Origin of the sequence: Kosakonia sp. CFBP8986, from assembly GCF_034044935.1 — a bacterium.
GTDB classification, from domain to species: domain Bacteria; phylum Pseudomonadota; class Gammaproteobacteria; order Enterobacterales; family Enterobacteriaceae; genus Kosakonia; species Kosakonia cowanii.
On record NZ_JAXCXB010000009.1, the window covers coordinates 81,104 to 103,527 of the forward strand.

Annotated in this window: 23 protein-coding genes; 14 read left to right on the top strand and 9 right to left on the bottom strand. The window is 55.8% G+C overall.

Annotated elements, in window-relative coordinates; translation table 11 throughout:
* Positions 1–5: 5 nt before the first annotated feature.
* Entirely contained in the window at positions 6–1,016 is a 1,011-nt protein-coding gene (ruvB, locus tag SOM48_RS18845; protein WP_076770056.1) for a Holliday junction branch migration DNA helicase RuvB, read from the top strand.
* A gap of 43 nt (positions 1,017–1,059) precedes the next feature.
* Here ruvB and znuB read toward each other — a convergent pair whose 3' ends face one another.
* Both znuB and znuC read right to left on the bottom strand, forming a co-directional pair.
* Positions 1,060–1,845 carry a zinc ABC transporter permease subunit ZnuB gene (znuB, locus tag SOM48_RS18850; RefSeq protein ID WP_076770055.1) on the bottom strand — a complete coding sequence of 262 codons (786 nt, stop codon included), beginning with the start codon at positions 1,843–1,845 and terminating at the stop codon, positions 1,060–1,062.
* The gene (znuC, locus tag SOM48_RS18855) at positions 1,842–2,597 is read right to left on the bottom strand and encodes a zinc ABC transporter ATP-binding protein ZnuC (protein WP_054803270.1); all 756 of its coding nucleotides are present in this window, start codon (positions 2,595–2,597) and stop codon (positions 1,842–1,844) included. Before znuC ends, znuB begins: the two co-directional genes overlap by 4 nt.
* Before the next feature lie 78 nt (positions 2,598–2,675).
* Here znuC and znuA point away from each other — a divergent pair, with 78 nt between their 5' ends.
* The 3 genes from znuA to lpxM all read left to right on the top strand — a co-directional run bounded on the left by znuA (position 2,676) and on the right by lpxM (position 6,059).
* Positions 2,676–3,620, top strand: a complete 945-nt coding sequence (gene znuA / locus SOM48_RS18860) for a zinc ABC transporter substrate-binding protein ZnuA (RefSeq protein WP_320512755.1) — start codon at positions 2,676–2,678, stop codon at positions 3,618–3,620.
* 15 nt (positions 3,621–3,635) lie between these two features.
* The gene (gene mepM, locus SOM48_RS18865) at positions 3,636–4,961 is read left to right on the top strand and encodes a murein DD-endopeptidase MepM (RefSeq protein ID WP_320512756.1); all 1,326 of its coding nucleotides are present in this window, start codon (positions 3,636–3,638) and stop codon (positions 4,959–4,961) included.
* A gap of 126 nt (positions 4,962–5,087) precedes the next feature.
* Positions 5,088–6,059: a lauroyl-Kdo(2)-lipid IV(A) myristoyltransferase gene (gene lpxM / locus SOM48_RS18870; protein ID WP_289746136.1), complete on the top strand. Its 972-nt coding sequence runs from the start codon at positions 5,088–5,090 to the stop codon at positions 6,057–6,059.
* A 52-nt stretch (positions 6,060–6,111) separates the two neighbouring features.
* Here lpxM and pyk read toward each other — a convergent pair whose 3' ends face one another.
* Together pyk and SOM48_RS18880 are read right to left on the bottom strand one after the other, a co-directional pair.
* Positions 6,112–7,554: a pyruvate kinase gene (pyk, locus tag SOM48_RS18875; protein WP_094420719.1), complete on the bottom strand. Its 1,443-nt coding sequence runs from the start codon at positions 7,552–7,554 to the stop codon at positions 6,112–6,114.
* Positions 7,555–7,676: 122 nt separating this feature from the next.
* On the bottom strand, positions 7,677–8,546 hold the full coding sequence (locus SOM48_RS18880) for a MurR/RpiR family transcriptional regulator (protein WP_023480183.1): 870 nt from the start codon (positions 8,544–8,546) through the stop codon (positions 7,677–7,679).
* 342 nt (positions 8,547–8,888) lie between these two features.
* Between SOM48_RS18880 and zwf the strand changes: the two genes are divergently transcribed.
* From zwf to kdgA, 3 genes are all read left to right on the top strand, one after another.
* On the top strand, positions 8,889–10,364 hold the full coding sequence (gene zwf / locus SOM48_RS18885) for a glucose-6-phosphate dehydrogenase (RefSeq protein WP_042713375.1): 1,476 nt from the start codon (positions 8,889–8,891) through the stop codon (positions 10,362–10,364).
* Between the two features lie 231 nt (positions 10,365–10,595).
* The gene (gene edd, locus SOM48_RS18890) at positions 10,596–12,407 is read left to right on the top strand and encodes a phosphogluconate dehydratase (RefSeq protein ID WP_320512757.1); all 1,812 of its coding nucleotides are present in this window, start codon (positions 10,596–10,598) and stop codon (positions 12,405–12,407) included.
* A 36-nt stretch (positions 12,408–12,443) separates the two neighbouring features.
* Positions 12,444–13,085, top strand: a complete 642-nt coding sequence (kdgA, locus tag SOM48_RS18895; protein WP_054803274.1) for a bifunctional 4-hydroxy-2-oxoglutarate aldolase/2-dehydro-3-deoxy-phosphogluconate aldolase — start codon at positions 12,444–12,446, stop codon at positions 13,083–13,085.
* A gap of 63 nt (positions 13,086–13,148) precedes the next feature.
* Here the strand turns inward: kdgA and purT are convergent, their stop codons facing one another.
* Positions 13,149–14,327 (bottom strand): formate-dependent phosphoribosylglycinamide formyltransferase, encoded by a 1,179-nt coding sequence (purT, locus tag SOM48_RS18900; RefSeq protein WP_320512758.1) that lies wholly within the window; start codon positions 14,325–14,327, stop codon positions 13,149–13,151.
* Positions 14,328–14,455: 128 nt separating this feature from the next.
* Here purT and SOM48_RS18905 point away from each other — a divergent pair, with 128 nt between their 5' ends.
* From SOM48_RS18905 to ptrB, 4 genes are all read left to right on the top strand, one after another.
* Positions 14,456–14,794, top strand: a complete 339-nt coding sequence (locus tag SOM48_RS18905) for a YebG family protein (RefSeq protein WP_313354177.1) — start codon at positions 14,456–14,458, stop codon at positions 14,792–14,794.
* Positions 14,795–14,852: 58 nt separating this feature from the next.
* Complete coding sequence (gene yebF, locus SOM48_RS18910) at positions 14,853–15,203, top strand: protein YebF (protein ID WP_320512759.1); 351 nt, start codon at positions 14,853–14,855, stop codon at positions 15,201–15,203.
* A gap of 92 nt (positions 15,204–15,295) precedes the next feature.
* Positions 15,296–15,964: a tellurite resistance TerB family protein gene (locus tag SOM48_RS18915; RefSeq protein ID WP_320512799.1), complete on the top strand. Its 669-nt coding sequence runs from the start codon at positions 15,296–15,298 to the stop codon at positions 15,962–15,964.
* 79 nt (positions 15,965–16,043) lie between these two features.
* On the top strand, positions 16,044–18,098 hold the full coding sequence (gene ptrB, locus SOM48_RS18920) for an oligopeptidase B (protein WP_320512760.1): 2,055 nt from the start codon (positions 16,044–16,046) through the stop codon (positions 18,096–18,098).
* On the opposite strand, the gene exoX is transcribed toward ptrB, so the two are convergent.
* Positions 18,099–18,761 carry an exodeoxyribonuclease X gene (gene exoX / locus SOM48_RS18925; RefSeq protein ID WP_320512761.1) on the bottom strand — a complete coding sequence of 221 codons (663 nt, stop codon included), beginning with the start codon at positions 18,759–18,761 and terminating at the stop codon, positions 18,099–18,101.
* Positions 18,762–18,772: 11 nt separating this feature from the next.
* Positions 18,773–19,003, bottom strand: coding sequence for a DNA polymerase III subunit theta (locus SOM48_RS18930; RefSeq protein WP_034813210.1), 231 nt, complete (start codon positions 19,001–19,003; stop codon positions 18,773–18,775).
* Between the two features lie 136 nt (positions 19,004–19,139).
* On the opposite strand from SOM48_RS18930, the gene yobA reads away from it, so the two are divergent.
* Genes yobA through SOM48_RS18945 form a run of 3 tightly spaced genes read left to right on the top strand, consistent with a single transcriptional unit; the run spans position 19,140 to position 20,748 of the window.
* A complete protein-coding gene (yobA, locus tag SOM48_RS18935) occupies positions 19,140–19,514 on the top strand; it encodes a CopC domain-containing protein YobA (protein ID WP_054803279.1) in 375 nt (124 codons plus the stop codon).
* Between the two features lies 1 nt (position 19,515).
* Entirely contained in the window at positions 19,516–20,385 is an 870-nt protein-coding gene (gene copD / locus SOM48_RS18940; protein WP_320512762.1) for a copper homeostasis membrane protein CopD, read from the top strand.
* Positions 20,386–20,403: 18 nt separating this feature from the next.
* Positions 20,404–20,748, top strand: coding sequence for a YebY family protein (locus tag SOM48_RS18945; RefSeq protein ID WP_139965924.1), 345 nt, complete (start codon positions 20,404–20,406; stop codon positions 20,746–20,748).
* Between the two features lie 326 nt (positions 20,749–21,074).
* Here the strand turns inward: SOM48_RS18945 and SOM48_RS18950 are convergent, their stop codons facing one another.
* Entirely contained in the window at positions 21,075–22,157 is a 1,083-nt protein-coding gene (locus tag SOM48_RS18950; protein ID WP_320512763.1) for a tyrosine-type recombinase/integrase, read from the bottom strand.
* The gene (locus tag SOM48_RS18955; RefSeq protein WP_054803282.1) at positions 22,129–22,398 is read right to left on the bottom strand and encodes an excisionase; all 270 of its coding nucleotides are present in this window, start codon (positions 22,396–22,398) and stop codon (positions 22,129–22,131) included. The genes SOM48_RS18950 and SOM48_RS18955 overlap by 29 nt, the downstream gene beginning before the upstream one ends.
* Positions 22,399–22,424 lie beyond the last annotated feature (26 nt).

Below are 22,424 nucleotides of genomic sequence, written 5' to 3' on the forward strand. Positions count from 1 at the left end.
AGAGGATGATTGAAGCAGACCGCCTGGTTGCCGCCGCCAGCACAATTGTAGAAGAAGTTGCGGATCGGGCGATTCGACCAAAGCTGCTGGATGAGTATATCGGTCAGCCGCAGGTGCGCTCGCAAATGGAGATCTTTATCCAGGCGGCGAAACTGCGCGGCGACGCGCTGGATCACCTGCTGATTTTCGGCCCGCCGGGGCTGGGTAAAACGACGCTGGCCAATATCGTCGCTAATGAGATGGGCGTTAATCTGCGCACCACCTCCGGCCCGGTGCTGGAAAAGGCGGGCGATCTGGCCGCCATGCTCACTAACCTTGAACCCCATGACGTGCTGTTTATCGATGAAATTCATCGCCTGTCGCCGGTGGTGGAAGAGGTGCTCTACCCGGCAATGGAGGATTACCAGCTCGATATCATGATTGGTGAAGGCCCGGCTGCGCGCTCCATCAAAATCGATCTGCCACCCTTTACGCTGATTGGCGCAACGACCCGCGCCGGCTCGCTGACCTCGCCGCTGCGCGATCGCTTTGGCATTGTCCAGCGCCTGGAGTTTTATCAGGTGGCTGACCTGCAGCATATCGTTGGGCGCAGTGCGCGTTTTATGGGGCTGGAGCTGAGTGAAGAGGGGGCGCTGGAAGTGGCGCGCCGTTCCCGCGGCACACCGCGTATCGCCAACCGTCTGCTGCGCCGCGTGCGCGATTTCGCTGAAGTGAAGCACGATGGCGATATTGACGCGGAGATTGCCGCCCAGGCGCTCGATATGCTCAATGTCGATGCCCAGGGCTTCGACTATATGGACCGCAAACTGCTGCTGGCGGTGATTGATAAGTTCTTTGGCGGTCCGGTGGGGCTGGATAACCTTGCTGCGGCGATTGGTGAAGAGCGCGAGACCATTGAAGATGTGCTGGAGCCTTATCTGATTCAGCAGGGCTTTTTACAGCGCACGCCGCGCGGCCGCATGGCAACGCCGCGCGCCTGGGATCATTTCGGCATTACGCCGCCGGAAATGCCCTGATGAGCAGTGCCAGCGCCGGGCGGCGCTGGCAGAGGATGAGAATTTAGCTGGCGCTCTTTTTCAACATGCTGAAGATAAACAGCACTGCGGCGCAGAGCACCACAGAGGGGCCAGCTGGTGTGTCGTAGAAGGCGGAGAAGGTCAGCCCGCCGGTGACGGCAATTACCCCGACGCCGACAGCCACTGCGGCCATCTGCTCCGGGGTGCGGGCAAAGCGCCGTGCCGTGGCAGCCGGGATGATCAGCAGTGAGGTGATAATCAGCGCGCCGACAAACTTCATCGCCACGCCAATGGTCAGCGCGGTGACCAGCATCAGCAGCAGCTTCACGCGCTGTAATTTCACGCCATCGACAAAGGCCAGTTCCGGGCTAATAGTCATCGACAGCAGGTTGCGCCACTGCCAGAGCAAGATCCCCACCACCAGCACTACGCCGAGGGCGATAACGATCAGATCCTCGGGCGTAACGGCCAGCAGGTCACCGAAGAGATACGCCATCAAATCCACGCGGATGTTGGACATCAGGCTGACCACTACCAGGCCAAGCGAGAGCGCGCTGTGCGCCATAATCCCGAGCAGTGTGTCGATCGCCAGATGGGGACGCTTCTCCAGCCACACCAGGCCCGCAGCTAACAGTAACGTGACGGCAATCACGGCGTAGAACGGATTAACATCCAGCAGCAAACCAAAGGCGACGCCGAGCAGAGACGCGTGTGCCAGCGTATCGCCGAAGTATGACATGCGTCGCCAGACGACAAAGGAGCCAAGCGGCCCGGCGGCGCAGGCGAGCATAACCCCGGCCAGCCAGCCGGGTAGTAAAAGTTCAATCATGAGTGTCCGTTACCCTGGCGTAAAATAATGCGGCCCTGAAGATCGTGGCGGTGATTGTGGTTATGGCGGTAAATGCCAAGCTGCTCGGCGCCGCGATGGCCAAACATAGAGATAAATTCGGGATGCATGGAGACCACTTCCGGCGTACCGGAGCAGCAGATATGGTGGTTGAGGCAGAGCACTTCATCGGTCTTTGCCATCACAAGATGTAGATCATGCGAGACCATCAGCACCGCGCAATCCAGCTCTTTGCGCAACTCGTCGATTAAATTGTAGAGCGAGACCTGGCCATTAACGTCAACGCCCTGGGTCGGCTCGTCCAGCACCAGCAACTGGGGCTGATTGAGCAGGGCGCGGGCAAGCAGCACGCGCTGCGTTTCACCGCCAGAGAGTTTCTGCATCGGCGCATCGATCAGGTGGGCTGCCTGTACGCGTTTCAGCGCCGGGATGAGATCGGCTTTACGCGTGCCTGGGCGCAGACGCATAAAGCGGCCTACAGTAAGAGGAAGCGTAGCGTCGAGCTGCAGTTTTTGCGGCACATAGCCGATGCGCAAAGCTTTATCGCGCTTGATAACCCCCGCGTCGGGTGCTACCAGGCCAAGTACGACGCGCACCAGCGTCGATTTACCCGCGCCGTTAGGTCCGAGCAGCGTCAGAATTTTACCTGGACGCAAATTTAAAGAGATGTCAGAGAGCACGCGGCGTTGACCGAAAGCGACGCTGACATTTTCAAGCGTTATAAGATTCGTCATAGCATTTAAGGGGTTGCAGAAGTTGTCGAATGTTATAATATCACATTCCACACACTCATTACGATGAATAGACGCATTATGTTACATAAAAATACGCTTCTTTGCGCAGCGCTTTCCGCTGCGTTTCTCACCCTAACAGCACAATCCGCTAACGCCGCCGTCGTCACTTCGCTTAAGCCGCTGGGCTTTATTGCATCCGCCATTACAGATGGCGTGACCACAACCGAAGTTATCCTGCCAGACGGTGCCTCCGAGCATGATTATTCTCTGCGTCCTTCTGATGTAAAACGCTTGCAAAACGCGGACTTACTTTTTTGGGTTGGCCCGGAAATGGAAGCCTTCATGGTGCGTTCCGCTCAGCAGGTACCTGCGCAAAAACAGGTGGTGATGGCGCAACTTGACGGCGTGAAATCGCAGCTGATGAAAGGCGCGGATGAAGATGAGCATGAAAGTCATGAAGGTCACGATCACGACGAAAATAGTGAGCATCATCACCATCATGGCGAATACAACATGCATTTGTGGTTAAGCCCAGAGATTGCACGGCTTTCGGCGGTTGCAATCCACGATAAATTAGTGGAAGTTATGCCGCAAAGTCGAGCTAAGCTGGACGCCAACCTGAAGGCATTTGAGGCATCATTAGCCCAGGCCGATAAGCAGGTCGGTAACGAGCTGGCACCGCTGAAAGGGAAGGGGTATTTCGTTTTTCATGACGCCTATGGCTATTTTGAAAAACAGTACGGTCTGACTCCGCTGGGTCACTTTACCGTCAACCCTGAAATTCAGCCTGGTGCGCAGCGTTTACATGAAATCAGAACACAGTTGGTTGAGCAAAAAGCGGTCTGCGTTTTTGCTGAGCCACAGTTCAGGCCAGCGGTCGTTGAAGCTGTTGCACGAGGAACCTCCGTTCGCATGGGAACGCTGGATCCACTCGGCATCGGTATCAAGTTGGGTAAAGAGAGCTATCCCCAGTTCCTTACACAACTCTCTTCCCAGTATGCGAGCTGCCTGAAAGGAGAATAACGAGGAAGTGAACACGTGCAACAGATAGCCCGCTCTGTCGCCCTGGCATTTAACAATTTGCCGCGACCCCATCGCGTGATGCTGGGGTCGCTCACCGTACTGACCCTCACGGTCGCCGTCTGGCGGCCCTACGTTTATCACCCCGAAAATAACGCGCCGATTGTCAAAGCCATCGAGCTGCCTAAAAGCGAAATCCGCTCGTTGCTACCTGAAGCCAGTGAACCAATTGACCAGTCCACGGCGGATGACGTTGACGATATTCCGCAAGATGAGCTGGACGAGAAAACCGCCAACGAAGCTGGTGTACATGAATATGTCGTCTCGACCGGCGATACGCTCAGCAGCATCCTGAACCAGTACGGCATTGATATGGGCAACATCAGCCAGCTTGCCGCTGCGGATAAAGAGCTGCGTAATCTGAAAATCGGCCAACAGCTCTCCTGGACACTGACCGCTGATGGTGATTTACAGCGTCTGACGTGGGAGATGTCACGCCGCGAAACCCGCACCTATGACCGCACCGAAAACGGTTTCAAGATGTCCAGCGAGATGCAGCAGGGCGACTGGGTCAATAAGGTGATGAATGGCACCGTCGGCGGCAGTTTTGTTGCCAGTGCAAAAGAGGCGGGCATGAGCAGCGGCGAAATCAGCGCCGTTATCAAAGCGATGCAGTGGCAAATGGATTTCCGCAAACTGAAAAAAGGCGATAAGTTCTCAGTATTGATGTCCCGTGAGATGCTTGACGGTAAGCAGGAGCAGAGCCAGTTGCTCGGCGTGCGTTTGCGCTCTGACGGTAAAGATTACTACGCGTTCCGCGCCGAAGATGGCAAATTCTACGATCGTAACGGCACCGGCCTTGCGAAAGGGTTTATGCGTTTCCCGACCGCGAAGCAGTTCCGCGTCTCCTCTAACTTCAACCCGCGTCGCCTTAATCCGGTCACCGGGCGCGTTGCGCCGCACAAAGGCGTCGACTTTGCCCTGCCGCAGGGTACGCCGGTGCTTGCCGTCGGTGACGGTGAAGTGGTGATTGCGAAGCGCAGCGGCGCGGCGGGTAACTATGTTGCTATCCGCCACGGGCGCACTTATACCACGCGCTATATGCACCTGCGTAAACTGCTGGTGAAACCGGGGCAAAAAGTGAAGCGTGGCGATCGCATCGCGCTCTCGGGCAACACCGGGCGCTCCACCGGGCCACATCTGCATTATGAAGTATGGATCAACCAGCAGGCCGTGAACCCGCTGACCGCTAAACTGCCAAGAACGGAAGGGCTGAGCGGTTCGGATCGTAAGGATTACCTGGCGCAGGTGAGAGAGGTATTACCTCAACTGCGACTGGAGTAATTCGCGTAATAATCAGGCGTTCAAAGCCGGTGCTTGCTTAGCATCGGCTTTTACTTTTGTGCGAAAGATAACGCATCGCTACACTATCCCCTTATCTTGTTGAGATTTTTGACCAGCGGACGATGCATGGAAACCAAAAAAAATAACAGTGAATACATTCCTCAGTTTGAGGGCGAGTTTCGCCATCCGCGCCACTGGGGCGCCTGGCTTGGGGTGCTGGCTTTTGCCGGCGTCGCCCTGATCCCGCCCTCCGTTCGCGATCCGCTTCTGGCGAAACTGGGCCGTTTTGCCGGACGACGCGGAAAAAGCGCCCGCCGTCGTGCGCAGATCAACCTCTACTACTGCTTCCCGGAAAAGAGTGAAGCCGAGCGCGAAGCGATCATCGATCATATGTTTGCCACCGCGCCGCAGGCGATGGTGCTGATGGCCGAAATGGCGCTGCGCGGTACGGAAAAAGTTGCCTCGCGGATTGAGTGGCAGGGCAGAGAGATTATCGATGAGATGCACCGCAACGATGAACGCGTCATTTTCCTCGTGCCGCATGCCTGGGGTGTCGATATTCCGGCGATGCTGATGTCCTCTCAGGGCAAGCGCATCGCGGCGATGTTCCATAACCAGGGCAACAAAGTCTTCGATTACATGTGGAACAAGGTGCGCCTGCGTTTTGGCGGTCGCTTACATGCGCGCAATGACGGCATCAAGCCCTTTATCCACTCGATACGCAACGGTTTCTGGGGATATTACCTGCCGGATCAGGATCACGGCCCCGAGCAGAGCGAGTTCGTCGACTTCTTCGCCACCTACAAAGCGACGCTGCCGGCGATTGGCCGCCTGATGAAAGTGTGCCGCGCCCGTGTGGTGCCGCTTTTCCCGGTTTACGATGCCGAAACGCACCGCCTGACGATTCTGGTGCGCCCACCGATGGACGATCTGCTGACGGCGGATGACACCACCATCGCGCGGCGGATGAATGAAGAGGTGGAGAACTTTGTCGGCCCGCACCCGGAGCAGTACACCTGGATCCTGAAGCTGCTGAAAACGCGCAAGCCGGGTGAGATCGAGCCCTATAAGCGCAAAGAGCTCTACAAAAAGAAATAGCCAAAAAAAAGGCCTCTCACTGTGAGAGGCCTTTTACTTTCTGAGCAATCCGTTATTCGACGGTCAGAATGCGCGTGGTGTTAGTGGTGCCAATGGTGCTCATCACGTCACCCTGCGTCACAATCACCAGATCGCCTGAGAGCAGGTAGCCTTTATCACGCAGCAGGTTCACCGCGTCGTTGGCCGCGGCAACGCCGTCGTTATGGCTGTCGAAATAGACCGGCGTCACGCCGCGATAGAGCGCGGTCAGGTTAAGAGTGCGCTCGTGGCGGGAGAGGGCAAAAATCGGCAGGCCGGAGCTGATACGCGAGGTCATCAGCGCGGTACGACCCGATTCGGTCATCGAGATGATCGCCGTAACGCCTTTCAGGTGGTTGGCGGCATACATCGCTGACATGGCAATCGCCTCTTCGACATTGTCGAACTGAATATCGAGACGGTGCTTGGAGACGTTGATGCTTGGGATCTTCTCTGCGCCCAGGCAGACGCGCGCCATCGCGGCAACGGTTTCGGAAGGGTATTGCCCGGCGGCAGTTTCCGCAGAAAGCATCACTGCATCAGTACCGTCGAGCACGGCGTTCGCCACGTCCATCACTTCCGCGCGGGTCGGCATTGGGTTGGTGATCATCGACTCCATCATCTGCGTTGCGGTGATCACCGCACGGTTCAGCTGACGGGCACGGCGAATCAGCGCTTTCTGGATGCCGACCAGTTCCGGGTCACCAATTTCAACACCGAGGTCGCCGCGGGCAACCATCACCACGTCAGACGCGAGGATCACATCGTCCATTGCATCCTGGCTGCACACCGCTTCTGCTCGCTCGACTTTGGCGACAATCTTCGCATCGCAGCCTGCATCACGCGCCAGACGACGTGCATAGTTGAGATCTTCGCCGCAGCGTGGGAAGGAGACGGCGAGGTAATCGACGCCAATCAGCGCGGCGGTCACGATATCCGCTTTATCTTTATCGGTCAGCGCTTCAGCAGAGAGGCCGCCGCCCAGTTTGTTGATGCCTTTGTTGTTGGAGAGCGGGCCGCCGACGGTCACTTCGGTAAACACCTTCATACCCTGAACTTCCAGCACTTTGAGCTGCACGCGGCCATCATCCAGCAGCAGGATGTCGCCCGGCACCACGTCAGCAGGCAGGCCTTTATAGTCGATGCCGACTTTCTCTTTATCGCCTTCACCTTTGCCAAGGTTAGCGTCGAGCAGGAATTTGTCACCGATGTTAAGGAAAACCTTACCTTCCTTAAAGGTGGAGACGCGAATCTTCGGTCCTTGTAGATCGCCAAGGATAGCAACATGACGTCCCAGTTTTGCCGCAATCTCACGCACTTTGTCCGCGCGTAATTTATGATCTTCCGGTGTTCCGTGTGAGAAGTTCATCCGCACCACGTTAGCGCCAGCAGCGATAACCTTTTCGAGGTTGTTATCGCGGTCGGTGGCCGGGCCTAAAGTGGTGACGATTTTGGTTCTGCGAAGCCTTCTGGACATGTAATACTCCGTTGACTGAAATAACGAGGTGTTGCGTGAACATGAATTCGGGTTACGCGCGCCGTGACGGGCAAGGCCGCTAACCGAATAGCGTAAGTAACTACCGTTTTTGTTATGGTCTCTTAATGATTATCGTCTTTGATAAGCAGTTCCTTATCAAAGCGCGATTCTTTGAGTGCTTCTTTGACTCGCTTCAAGTTATCCCGGAATTTTGCGCCGCGGCGTAATGTGAACCCGGTCGCCAGCACATCAATAACCGTCAGTTGCGCAAGACGGGACACCATCGGCATATAGATATCTGTATCTTCAGGGACATCCAGCGTGATAGCAAGGGTTGCTTCACGCGCCAGCGGCGTACCCGCTGAGGTCAGTGCAATCACCATGGCATCGTTTTCGCGCGCCAGATGCGCCAGCTCCACCAGGCTTTTCGTGCGCCCGGTGTGGGAAATCAGCATAACGACGTCATCATCGCTACAATTCATACAGCTCATGCGTTGCAGCACAATGTCATCGGAGTAGACCACCGGCACGTTGAAGCGGAAAAACTTGTTCATCGCATCGTGGGCGACGGCCGCAGAGGAGCCCAGACCAAAGAAGGCGATTTTTTTCGCCTGCGTCAGCAGATCGACAGCGCGATTAACCGCAGCCATATCAAGAGACTGACGCACATGATCGAGGCTTGCCATCGCCGACTCGAAGATTTTGCCAGTGTAGGCTTCTACACTGTCATCTTCATCGACATTTCGATTAACATAGGGCGTGCCGTTGGCGAGGCTCTGGGCCAGATGCAGTTTAAAGTCGGGAAAGCCGCGCGTGTCCAGACTGCGGCAAAAGCGGTTTACCGTCGGTTCGCTGACCTCCGCTTGTTGCGCAAGCGCGGCAATACTAGAGTGGATAGCCAGCTGCGGCGCGGTGAGGATCACTTCCGCGACTTTTCGTTCTGATTTGCTAAGGTGTTCCAGTCGGGACTGGATTTTTTCCAGCATATTCATAGGCGTTAATGCGCTCCTGGTGAAACGATTACACTGATTGCGCGAATCGTTACGCAGTTTGCGTCGATATTACGCCTGCGCAGGGTAGAAAGGTAAGTGATACGCTGAAATGTTGTTGTTTTTTTTCATAACATGATCAGAGTCAGATTTTCGCCAGCGGCTGGTGGGCAAATAAGTCGCGCAATCGGCGCAAATATGCGCATTTTTCATGACAACCCAATAACGCACTTCCTGACAAGGCCTGATAGTTTCGGGAATTACGTAAAAGCAGTACAGTGCAGTGTAATAAAATTACAACTGAAGCGCACGATAGCTTCAGGATAGCTAACTGAGGAGAGTGACATGGCGGTAGTCCAAACAGCCCAGGCGTGTGACCTGGTCATTTTCGGCGCGAAAGGCGATCTCGCACGCCGGAAATTGCTGCCTTCCCTGTACCAGCTGGAAAAAGCCGGTCAAATTCATGAGGAGACGCGGATTCTCGGGGTCGGCCGCGCCGACTGGGACAAAGCAGCCTATACCAAAGTGGTCCGTGAAGCGCTCGAAACCTTTATGAAAGAGAAGATCGACGAAAGCTTGTGGGACAAGCTGAGCGGTCGTCTCGATTTCTGCAATCTCGATGTAAACGACACGCCTGCCTTCAAACGCCTCGGCGCGATGCTGGATCAGAAAAACCGCACCACCATCAACTACTTCGCGATGCCGCCGGATACTTTTGGTGCCATCTGTAAAGGGCTGGGCGCTGCGAAGCTCAATGCCAAACCGGCTCGCGTCGTGATGGAAAAACCGCTCGGTAACTCCCTTGAGACCTCCCGTCAGATCAACGATCAGGTGGGTGAGTATTTTGAAGAGTGCCAGGTTTACCGTATCGACCACTATCTCGGTAAAGAGACAGTGCTCAACCTGCTGGCGCTGCGTTTTGCCAACTCCCTGTTCGTCAATAACTGGGATAACCGCACCATTGATCATGTCGAGATCACCGTGGCGGAAGAGGTGGGTATCGAAGGCCGCTGGGGCTATTTCGACCAGGCCGGGCAGATGCGCGATATGATCCAGAACCACCTGCTGCAGGTGCTCTGCATGATCGCGATGTCACCGCCGTCCGATCTCACTGCCGACAGCATTCGCGACGCGAAAGTGAAGGTGCTCAAATCCCTGCGTCGTATCGATCGCACCAACGTGCGGGAGAAAACCGTACGTGGTCAGTACACCGCCGGTTTCGCCCAGGGCAAGAAAGTGCCGGGTTACCTGGAAGAAGAGGGCGCGAACAAGTCGAGCCATACCGAAACATTTGTTGCGATCCGCGTTGATATCGACGACTGGCGCTGGGCCGGTGTGCCGTTCTACCTGCGTACCGGTAAACGTCTGCCAACCAAATGTTCTGAAGTCGTGGTCTACTTCAAAAACCCGGAACTCAATCTGTTTAAAGAGTCCTGGCAGGAGCTGCCGCAGAACAAACTGACCATTCGCCTGCAGCCGGACGAAGGGGTGGATATCCAGATCCTCAATAAAGTGCCGGGGCTGGATCATAAACACAATCTTCAGACCACGAAGCTTGATCTGAGCTACTCCGAAACCTTCAACGAAACCCATCTGGCGGATGCCTACGAGCGCCTGCTGCTGGAGTCAATGCGCGGTATTCAGGCACTGTTTGTGCGTCGCGATGAAGTGGAAGAGGCGTGGAAGTGGGTCGACTCCATTACCGAAGCCTGGGCTGCGGATAACGACTCACCGAAACCGTATCAGGCAGGCACCTGGGGCCCGGTAGCCTCGGTTGCGATGATCACCCGCGATGGTCGCTCCTGGAACGAATTCGAGTAACCACCGAGGATGATGTTGCGCAATTTTACCGGTAACATGATCTAACACAGCTCTGCGAACAATTTTTCTTTTTCAAAGCCCTGCTGGATTCACCAGCGGGGCTTTTTTTATTACACTGGCTGCAGTGATTTTGCCTTTGGGGCGCGGCGCTCAGGTGTTTTCAGCTTGTTACGCATAATGAAACGCACGGTTAGCACGCTCTCCCCGAACAGATAAATTTCAGGAGCCTCTATGAATCCAGTAATGTTACGCGTAACAAATCGCATTATTGAACGTTCACGCGAAACCCGCTCAGCCTACCTGGCGCGCATTGAGCAAGCCAAAAGCAATACCGTGCGTCGTTCGACGCTGGCCTGCGGGAATCTGGCGCACGGTTTTGCCGCCTGCCAGCCCGAAGATAAAGCCTCGCTCAAAAGCATGTTGCGCAACAACATCGCCATTATCACCTCCTATAACGACATGCTCTCCGCGCATCAGCCTTATGAAGTCTATCCCGACATTATTCGTAAAGCGCTGCACTCGGTGAATGCGGTCGGCCAGGTAGCAGGTGGCGTACCGGCAATGTGCGATGGTGTGACGCAGGGTCAGGATGGGATGGAGCTATCGCTGCTGAGCCGCGAAGTGATCGCCATGTCCGCGGCGGTGGGACTCTCTCATAATATGTTCGACGGTGCGCTCTATCTTGGCGTTTGCGACAAAATTGTCCCGGGGCTGGCGATGGCGGCGCTGTCGTTTGGTCACTTGCCCGCGCTGTTCGTGCCGTCAGGCCCGATGGCGAGCGGCCTGGCTAACAAAGAGAAGGTGCGTATTCGCCAGCTCTACGCGGAAGGCAAAGTCGATCGCATGGCGCTGCTGGAGTCAGAAGCTGCTTCTTATCATGCCCCAGGCACCTGTACTTTTTACGGCACCGCCAACACCAACCAGATGGTGATTGAGTTTATGGGCATGCAACTGCCCGGCTCCTCCTTTATTCACCCGGATGCGCCGCTGCGTAAAGCGCTGACCGAAGCCGCTGCCCGTCAGGTGACGCGTTTGACCGGTAATGGCAACGAGTGGATGCCGCTCGGCAAAATGATCGATGAAAAAGTGGTGGTGAATGGCATCGTCTCTCTGCTGGCAACCGGCGGCTCCACCAACCACACAATGCACCTGGTGGCGATGGCGCGCGCGGCGGGCATTATCATCAACTGGGATGACTTCTCCGAACTCTCCGAGGTGGTGCCGCTGCTTGCCCGTCTCTACCCGAACGGCCCGGCTGACATCAACCACTTCCAGGCAGCAGGCGGTGTGCCGGTATTGATGCTCGAACTGCTTAAGGGCGGTTTACTCCATGAAGAGGTGAATACCGTGGCCGGTTTTGGCCTGACGCGGTATACCCAGGAGCCGTGGCTCAACGATGGTGAGCTGGACTGGCGTGAAGGCGCTGCCGCGTCGCTGGATGAGTCGATTATCGCCACCATTGATAAGCCGTTCTCGCAGCATGGCGGCACCAAAGTACTGAGCGGTAACCTTGGCCGCGCGGTGATGAAGACCTCCGCCGTGCCGGTAGAGAACCAGATCATTGAAGCGCCAGCGGTGGTGTTTGAGAGCCAGCATGACGTATTACCGGCCTTTGAGGCGGGTCTGCTGGATCGTGATTGCGTAGTCGTGGTGCGTCACCAGGGGCCGAAAGCCAACGGCATGCCAGAATTACATAAACTGATGCCGCCACTTGGTGTATTATTGGACCGCCGTTTCAAAATTGCCTTAGTTACCGATGGACGGCTGTCAGGGGCATCAGGTAAAGTGCCGTCGGCAATCCATGTGACACCTGAAGCTTACGACGGTGGGTTGCTGGCAAAAGTGCGTGATGGCGACATTATCCGGGTTAACGGGCAGACAGGCGAGTTGACCCTGCTGGTTGCTGACAACGAACTTGCCGCACGTCAGCCGCATATTCCTGACCTTAGCGCAATGCGCGTGGGCACAGGCCGTGAAATGTTCGGCGCGCTGCGAGAGAAGCTCTCCGGCGCAGAGCAGGGCGCAACCTGTATCACTTTTTAAGACGACAAGATTTTATTCTGGCGAGAGAAAAGATTGATGAAAAACTGGAAAACAAGTGCAGAAGCCATCCTGAAAACGGGCCCGGTTGTACCGGTGATCGTGGTAAACAAACTGGAGCACGCTGTTCCGATGGCGAAAGCGCTGGTTGCAGGTGGCGTTCGCGTACTGGAAGTGACGCTGCGCACCGCATGCGCGATTGACGCTATCCGCGCCATTGCAAAAGAAGTTCCTGACGCTATTATCGGCGCTGGCACCGTGTTGAATCCGCAACAGCTGGCGGAAGTTACCGAAGCGGGCGCGCAGTTCGCTATCAGCCCGGGTCTGACCGAGCCGCTGCTGAAAGCCGCCACCGAAGGCACCATCCCGCTGATCCCGGGCATCAGCACCGTTTCCGAACTGATGCTGGGCATGGATTACGGCCTGAAAGAGTTCAAATTCTTCCCGGCGGAAGCGAATGGCGGCACCAAAGCGCTGCAGGCGATTGCCGGTCCCTTCTCCCAGGTGCGTTTCTGCCCGACCGGCGGCATCTCTCCGGCTAACTACCGCGATTACCTGGCGCTGAAAAGCGTGCTCTGCATCGGCGGTTCGTGGCTGGTTCCGGCCGACGCGCTGGAAGCAGGCGATTACGATCGCATCACCACACTGGCACGCGAAGCCGTTGAAGGTGCGAAGCAGTAATCAGCAGGCGGGTATGAAACCCGCCTGATAACAAGCCCGGACGCACTGCGCACCGGGCTTTTTTTATCCGTTGACCTGCACCGCGTTAGCTGAGGCCACGGCGCGGGCGACCGCACTCTCAACATCCTCAGCGACCGCCAGCGCCACGCCCAGACGGCGCGATCCTTCAATCTCCGGTTTACCGAACAAGCGCAGCTGCACGCCTGCGCCAACGGCGTGGTGGAGATTATCAAAGGTGACGTTCTGGCTGTGCAGCTGCGGCAAAATCACCGCAGAGGCGGCCGGGCCGTACTGGCGGATCGCGCCAATCGGCAGGCCTAAAAAGGCGCGTACATGCAGGGCAAACTCGGAGAGATCCTGCGAAATCAGCGTCACCATGCCCGTATCGTGCGGGCGCGGGGAGACTTCGCTGAAAATAACCTCATTGCCGCAGACAAAGAGTTCGACGCCGAAAAGACCATGTCCTCCGAGCGCCAGCACCACCTCACGGGCGATCTGCCGGGCGCGCTCAAGCGCCGCGGCCGACATCTGCTGCGGCTGCCAGGACTCACGATAATCACCATCCTCCTGGCGGTGGCCAACCGGCGCGCAGAAGTGAACGCCATCCACCGCGCTGATGGTCAAAAGGGTTATCTCAAAATCAAACTTCACTACGCCTTCGACAATCACGCGACCGGCACCGGCGCGGCCACCCTGTTGCGCATAGGCCCACGCGCTTGCCAACTGGTCGGCAGATTTGATAAAGCTCTGCCCTTTACCTGAGGAGCTCATTACCGGCTTCACAATGCAGGGCAGGCCGATTTCGCCCACCGCCTGGCGGAAGCTCTCTTCGCTATCGGCAAAACGGTAGCTCGACGTAGGAAGCTGCAACTCCTCTGCCGCGAGGCGACGGATCCCTTCCCGGTTCATCGTCAGTTTTGTGGCGCGCGCACAGGGAACCACACGCTGCCCGGCTGCTTCCAGTTCAATCAGCGCGTCGGTGGCGATAGCTTCAATCTCCGGCACAATAAAGTGCGGCTTCTCCCTGGCGACCAGCGCTTTTAACGCCTCGTCATCAAGCATGTTAATCACATGGGATCGGTGCGCGACCTGCATTGCTGGCGCGTCCGCATAGCGGTCAACCGCAATCACTTCGATACCGAGCCGCTGACATTCGATAGCCACTTCTTTGCCCAGCTCGCCTGAGCCTAATAACATCACACGCGTGGCTGCCGGACGCAGCGCAGTTCCTAAAAGAGTCATAGCGAAGTACCATTAGAAAAAAGTGGGCGCAGTATAACGAAAACGTTTGCGTCTGTCTTTTTCACTTGCGGTGGTTTTTTCATCGCGCTATTATACTGTACAAATACACAGTAAAACGAGGCTGCATCATGGCGGTAGAAGTTAAATACGTAGTCATTCGCGAAGGTGAGGAAAAGATGTCTTTTGCCAGCAAAAAGGAAGCCGATGCTTACGACAAAATGCTCGACCTGGCGGAAGTGCTGGGCGACTGGTTAGGCACCGGTCCGGTCACTCTGGAAGAAGAGACCCGTGAACGCATGGCGATGTGGCTCGCCGAGCAAAAAGATGCGCTCAACGGTATTCTGAAATCCGGCAAACTGCCCGGCACAGAGAGCGAAGAGGGCGCACCATCGGCAAAAAGTGTTGAAGATGAATCTTCTGACGCGGTCGACATTAAAAGCGCCAGCAAGCGGGCGAAAGTCGCCTGATCTTGCACCGCCAGCAATTTGTACCATGCTTTGAATGGGTATTAACCAGGAGATAAGCATGAAAATAGCAGGGGTAGTAACCAGTCTTTTTTTGCTGGCGGGCAGCATGGCGGCAGATGCCGCCGCACAGAAGGTCGTGAAGTTTCCTTCCTGTGAAGGGCTTAACGCTGAGGGCATCGCCGCCAGCGTTAAGCGCGACTATCTGCAAAACCGCATTGTGCGTTGGGCTGACGATCAGAAAAAAATTGGTCAGGCGGATCCGGTGGTATGGGTTAATCCGCAAGAGGTCACTGGCAAAGGTGATAAGTGGACGGTGCCGCTCACCGTGCGCGGTAAAAGCGCCGATATTCACTACCGCGTGATGGTCGACTGCCCGGCGGGCAGCGCGGCCTACAAAACGCAGCCATAGCGCCGAAATTTTCCTGATCTTTCCAGATATAGACACTTCCTGACATCTCCCTCGCTTACTCTTGCCTGACGAAAGCGGTTAAGCGAGGGAAAATCATGAACTGGTTAAATCAATTACAGTCGCTGCTGGGTCAGAAAAGCGGTGCATCTACATCCTCCTCTTCCTCAGAGGGTCAGGGCTTAAATAAGCTTCTGGTGCCGGGAGCACTGGGCGGTCTTGCCGGGCTGCTGGTTGCCAACAAATCATCACGCAAACTACTCGCCAAATATGGCACCGGCGCGCTGCTGGTCGGCGGCGGGGCGGTTGCCGGTACGGTGCTGTGGAACAAATACAAAGACCGTATTCGCGAAACCCATCAGGATGAGCCGCAGTTTGGCCAGCAGCAGTCGCCGCTGGACGTGCGCACCGAGCGTCTGATTCTGGCGCTGGTCTTTGCGGCGAAAAGCGACGGCCATATTGATGAGCAGGAGCAGGCGGCAATTGAGTTGCAACTGCGCGAAGCGGGCATCGAAACCCAGGGGCGTGAGCTGGTGGCGAAAGCGCTGGAACAGCCCCTCGATCCGGCGCGGCTGGCACAGGGTGTCAAAAATGAGGAGGAGGCGCTGGAGCTCTACTTCCTCAGCTGTGCGGTTATCGACATCGATCACTTTATGGAGCGCAGCTATCTTAACGCCCTGGGCGATGCGCTGAAGGTGCCGCAGGACGTCCGTGAAGGCATCGAGCAGAATCTTCAGCAGCAAAAACGCGCCCTTACATCCTGAGTGCTATAACGTTTCGCTTGCAACGCGCGTTTGTTTTGCCACCCTTATAGGTATGGAAAACAGAAAAAAGATAAGTGCTATGTTGCCGAAAGCAAAAAAGATCCCCCACGCCATGACCGTTCATGGCGATACCCGCGTCGATAATTACTACTGGCTGCGGGACGACACGCGCTCTCAGCCAGAGGTGCTTGAATATCTGCATCAGGAGAATGATTACGGGCGGGAAGTGATGGCCTCCCAGCAAGCGCTGCAGGATGACCTGCTGCAGGAGATTATCTCCCGCATTCCGCAGCGTGAAGTTTCCGCGCCCTATATTCGTAACGGCTATCGTTACCGGCATATTTATGAGCCGGGCAATGAGTACGCCATCTATCAGCGCCAGTCGGTGCTCAGCTCTGAATGGGACGACTGGACAACTCTTCTGGATGCCAACCAGCGCGCCTCGCACAGCGAGTTTTACACCATGGGCGGCCTCGACATCTCGCCCGACAATACCATTATGGCGCTGGCGGAGGATTTCCTCTCCAGGCGCCAGTATGGTCTGCGCTTTCGCAATCTGGAGACCGGCAACTGGTACCCGGAGGTGCTCGATAACGTCTCGCCAGATTTTGTCTGGGTGAATGACTCCGAGACCGTCTACTACGTGCGTAAACATGCCACCACGCTGCTGCCTTATCAGGTCTGGCGCCACACGGTCGGCTCGCCGAAGCAGCAGGATGAGCTGGTCTACGAAGAGAAAGATGACACCTTTTACGTCGGGCTGAGCAAAACTACCTCACAGCACTACATCACCATTCACCTGGCCAGCGCCACCACCAGCGAAGTGTTGCTGCTCGATGCTGAACTGCCGGATGCGCAGCCGCTCTGCTTTTTGCCGCGGCGTAAAGAGCATGAGTACAGCCTCGATCACTACCAGCACACCTTCTATCTGCGCTCCAACCGCGATGGCAAAAACTTCGGCCTCTATCGCACCAAAGTGCGTGATGAGCGGCGCTGGGAAGCGTTAATTCCCGCCCGCGATCACATTATGCTCGAAGGCTTTACATTGTTTACCGACTGGCTGGTGGTCGAAGAGCGGCAGCGTGGCCTGACAAGTCTGCGGCAGATCAACCGTAAGACCCGTGAAGTGGTCGGCATCGCTTTTGACGATCCGGCTTATGTCACCTGGCTTGCCTACAATCCCGAGCCGGAAACCTCGCGGCTGCGCTACGGTTACTCCTCAATGACCACGCCGGATACGCTGTTTGAGCTGGATATGGATACCGGCGAGCGGCGCGTGCTGAAGCAAACGGAAGTGGCGGGCTTTGACGCCAGCGACTATCGCAGTGAGCATCTTTGGGTAATCGCTCGTGACGGCGTTGAAGTGCCTGTCTCGCTGGTTTACAACCACAACCATTTCCGCAAAGGCGAGAATCCGCTGCTGGTCTACGGCTACGGCTCCTACGGGGCAAGTATCGATGCGGACTTCAGCAGCAGCCGCTTGAGCCTGCTGGATCGCGGTTTTGTCTGCGCGATAGCGCATATTCGCGGCGGCGGCGAGCTGGGGCATGCCTGGTACGAAGAGGGGAAATTCCTCAACAAGCAAAACACATTTAATGACTTTATTGATGTCACCGATAGTTTGCTGGAGCAGGGCTACGGCTCGCCGCAATACTGTTACGCCATGGGCGGTAGCGCGGGCGGCATGCTGATGGGCGCGGTAATCAATATGCGTCCCACTCTCTACCATGGCGTGATCGCCCAGGTGCCGTTTGTCGATGTGGTCACCACCATGCTTGATGAGTCGATCCCTTTAACGACTGGCGAGTTCGAGGAGTGGGGCAATCCGCAAGATGAGACCTATTACCACTATATGAAGGGCTACAGCCCGTACGACAACATTGGCGCGCACCCCTATCCGCATATGCTGGTGACTACCGGGTTGCATGATTCGCAGGTGCAGTACTGGGAGCCGGCGAAATGGGTGGCGAAACTGCGGGAACATAAAACCGACGATAATCTGCTGCTGCTCTGCACCGATATGGATTCCGGGCACGGCGGTAAATCGGGGCGTTTTAAATCCTACGAAGGGGTGGCGCTGGAGTACGCGTTTCTGATCGCGCTGGCGCAGGGGACACTGCCCGGCAAAGGGTAATTACCCTTCGCCAAGGTAGTGTTTAAGCGTTAAACGCAGTTCCGGGCTCATGCTGTTGAGGTTGTTAAACAGCCAGCGCAGGTAGCCCGGATCGCGGTCAGCGATCTCGGCAACCGGTTTACCGCGGTATTTACCAAAGGTAAAGGTGGTCATCAGCGCCGGGCGTCCGGTGATGGTGGCCATCTGCTCCGCTGTCCAGCCAGAGACCTGCATGATGTCAATCAGCAAAGCGGCGGTGATATAGCAATCATAGAGCGCGCGGTGGTGATGCAAACCGGCTGGTGTCTCTACGCTGAGCTTGCGGGAGTTATAGAGCGCCATATTGCTGTATTTGATCCCCGGCCATAAACGCCGTGCCAGCTTCATGGTGCAGATCCACTCGCCGGACATCTCCGGCAGCACGCGGCGGTCAAAGCTGGCGTTGTGTGCCACATACCACTCACTGCCGTGATAATAGGGCACCACCTCTTCGATCCACGGCTTATCCGCCACCATCGCTTCGGTGATGCGGTGGATGGCCATCGCCTGCGGGCTGATGGGACGGTCGGGGCGCACCAGGTGGCTCTGGGGATTAACGATTTGCCCGTCTACCACGTCCACCGAGGCGATCTCGACGATACCACCCTGCAAATCGCAGGTTTCTGTATCGATAACACGTAACATAGTCGGCTCCATTATTTCACTTTCGGCTCATAGGGGAGGCGAGAGAGCGAGACGGAGGCCAGCCGGTGGGCAATCAGACGTTCGCGAAACCAGCCGCGCAGATGTTCGGGCTGTTCGCGCTCAACCGCTTCGGCAATAACCGGCATATTGTAGCGCTCTTTGAAGGCAACGCCTGCGGCGGCCAGATCGACATTCACCTTATCCATCTCTTCTTGTTCGAGCTGCGCAAGATTGGTCATTATGAAGTTCTCCTCAGTTCAGGCGGCAAAAGTTACTAAGGCTGTCGCAGAAAGACAAGCGTGGCGGCGATGAGACTCGACTCAACTATTGTACAGGTTTATCCTCTATATCGTATGCATAACAAAAAGGAATGCTTCTATGCTTATCTCCCCGACGCAGCGCTTACGCGCTTTTGCCCTCATTACCACCCTTTTTGTAACCCCGGCAGTGCTGGCGCATGCCCACCTCAAAGGTCAGTATCCGGCTGCGGATGCCGATGTGACGGCGGCACCGCAGGCGCTGACGCTCAACTTTTCAGAAGGGATTGAGCCAGCGTTCAGCGGGATTAAGGTGACAGACGCGCAGCAGAAGGCGATCAAAACCGGGGCGGTAAAGCGCAATGAAAAGGATAAGACCCAGATGATCGTGCCGCTTGAACAGCCCCTGACTTCCGGGAAGTACACCGTCAGCTGGCATGTGGTCTCGGTCGACGGCCATAAAACTCACGGGCAGTACAGCTTTTCTGTGAAGTAACATGCTGTCATTGCTCTTTGTCGGGCTGCGCTTTATTCATTTCGCCGCCCTGATGCTGTTATTTGGCAGCGCGCTGTTCAGCGCCTGGCTGGCACCGCGCGATCTGCGCCGGACACTCACTCAACACTTCCTGCCGCTGCAGCGCGTCTGCCTGATCCTTACGGCATTGAGCGCGCTGTTGCTCTATGCGGTGCAGGGCGGGATGATGGCCGGTGGCTGGCCGGAAGTGTGGCAGCCCGCGATCTGGCGTGCGGTTGCCGGTACGCAAGCGGGTTCACTGCTGGCCTGGCAAATCTTCCTCGCGTTGCTGACCCTCTTTGCCGGGTTGATGCAGCCAGCGCAGCAAAGGAAGTTGCTGCTGCTGACGGCGCTGCAGTTTCTGTTGGCGGCGGGTCTCGGCCACGCAGCGATGCGCGCAGGGTTGCCCGGTGTGCTGCAACACGTCAACCATGCGCTGCATCTGCTGTGCGGGGCGATGTGGCTGGGCGGCCTGCTGCCGGTGCTGTTTTGTATGCAGCTTACGCGTGAGGGGAGCCACCCTGCGGCTATTGGCGCGATGATGCGCTTCTCCCGTTATGGTCACGTAGCGGTGGCAGGCGTTATCCTTACCGGCATCGTTAATGCGGTGTTGATTCAGGGGCTGGCATGGCCGTGGCAGAGCGCCTGGGGGCGCATGCTGTTGCTCAAATGTGCGCTTGTCGCGCTGATGGTGGCAATCGCGCTTGTGAATCGGTATGTTCTGGTGCCACGCTTGAGCCTGGTGGATAGCGGAGCGCGGCAGCGCTTTATAACGTTAACCCGGGCAGAATTGATAATCGGTGCGCTGGTGCTGGCAGCGGTAAGCCTGTTTGCCACCTGGGAGCCTTTTTGAATAAATCTGGTGAAAAGAATGAAAAAGAGTGTGATTGCAGTATTGTTGCTGACCAGCTCAGCCGCCGCGCTGGCTGCGCCGCAGGTTATTACCGTCAGCCGTTTCGAGGTTGGCAAAGAGAAATGGGCCTTCAATCGCGAAGAGATAATGCTCACCTGCAGACCGGGCAATGCGTTGTTCGCCATTAACCCCAGTACGCTGGTGCAGTATCCGCTCAATGATATCGCGCAGAAACAGGTCGACAGCGGGAGAAGCACCGGTCAGCCTGTCAGCATCATTCAGGTTGACGACCCAGAACATCCCGGGCAGAAAATGAGCCTCGCCCCCTTTATCGAGCGCGCGAAATCCCTCTGCACGGGCTGATGAAAATCACCTGATACAGCATAAAAAAACGCAGGTCCGGTTAACACCGCCTGCGTTTTTTTATGATAAACGTGACAATTACCGGATTTTTCTGACCACATTTGTCGCGGACTGGAAAAGCTGGTGTCGTCATCTATTCTTAAGGTGCAAGGCGACTAAGCCTGCATTAATGCCAACTTTTAGCGCACGGCTCTCTCCCAAGAGCCATTTCCCTGGACCGAATACAGGAATCGTATTCGGTCTTTTTTTATATGCTTGAATAATAAGGGTTTTTTAGGCGTTCACACTAAAATCCACCAAAATTCCACCAAATCCTTATATTCAGTCTAAACCGTAACATACTCTGCCCCACGGGAGTCCAAGTATTTTTTGGTCATTGATAAATTTTTATGACCCAACAGCCGCTGCGCAAATTCTTCGCCTTTTTCCTTCTCATAAAGCCTACTGGCCAGACTTCTAATTTCGTGAAATGACGGCGGGTAAGGGCCAAATTTAAGCACAGTGACATCACGGGTATCTGAGAATGCCTGGGTTAACCCGTCCGGCGTCAGTGGTCCGGGCTTTCTTCCACCCCGACGCACCGGCGAGTAAAGCAGGAACTCAGATGGATTGTTCACTCTGCAACGTTCTATCACTTCTTTTAAATGAAGATCGGCCGCTTCCAGTTTCAGGTCTAAAGGGATGGCTAATTTATTCCCTGTTTTCTCCTGTATGACAAACAATCTGTCTTCCCGGATGTCAGTGAATTTCATCATGGCTATATCCTCGCGTCGCTGAGCAGTGACAAGCGCAAGATCAAATGCATTTGCCGCCCATACTGAATTAGCAGCTGCTGTTTCTCGTATCGTAAAATACGCTTCGAGCAGTAGACGTTCCCGCTTAACTTTTGGTGCCGGGGTGCGAGTAGGTTCTGCCGGGTTCCTTTCTATATGGCCCTCCACGAGCGCCTCTCTGAATACATCGAGCAGTACAGATCTCAGACCTGCAGCCATGCTTTTTTTATCGCAGGCAATGTATGTTTCCAAAAATTCCGCAATGTCTTTTGTTGTAACTGCGCTAAGAGCGATAGTGCCGAACTCTTTTCTGATCGTGTCCAGCTGGTTCCTGCGAACTTTCATTGTGTTTGGTTTTAATTCCCTTCGCTCGAGAATAACGTCATACCTCTCCAGCCATTTAGCCATAGTCAGGGTGGGCGTTTCTTTAATGCGCTGAAGTAGACTGGAGGGGATATAGTTTTGATCAAGATAGCTGTTGGCTTCAATGGCCTGGGCTATCGCTTCCCTGCGATCAATGCGGCCCAGATAGATTACCTGGCCGGTTATTGGGTTGCGCCAGGAATAAAGCTTATCTCTCTTGCGAAAGGTCAGGTTACGGGGCAGGTTAGCGTCGTAACGGGCTGGCCTCTGCATTCTGTAATCTCTCCAGTAAAGTCCCTTTGGACGGAATTTTTAGATGCTGCGGTTTTAAGCGCAAATTCTTCTTGCTCGGATCAACATAGATAGCATCCGGGCGGAGCTTATACTCTTTACCGTGTAGCTCGGGGGCAGGATAGATCTTGCCTTCACGTACCCATCTGCGAAGAGTAGAAAGCGATGGCGGTGATGAGTACACTTCAGCGGCCCATTCCTGCAAATTAAGAAGCTTTGCCATTCTGTTCTCCTGCGCCCACCACCCGA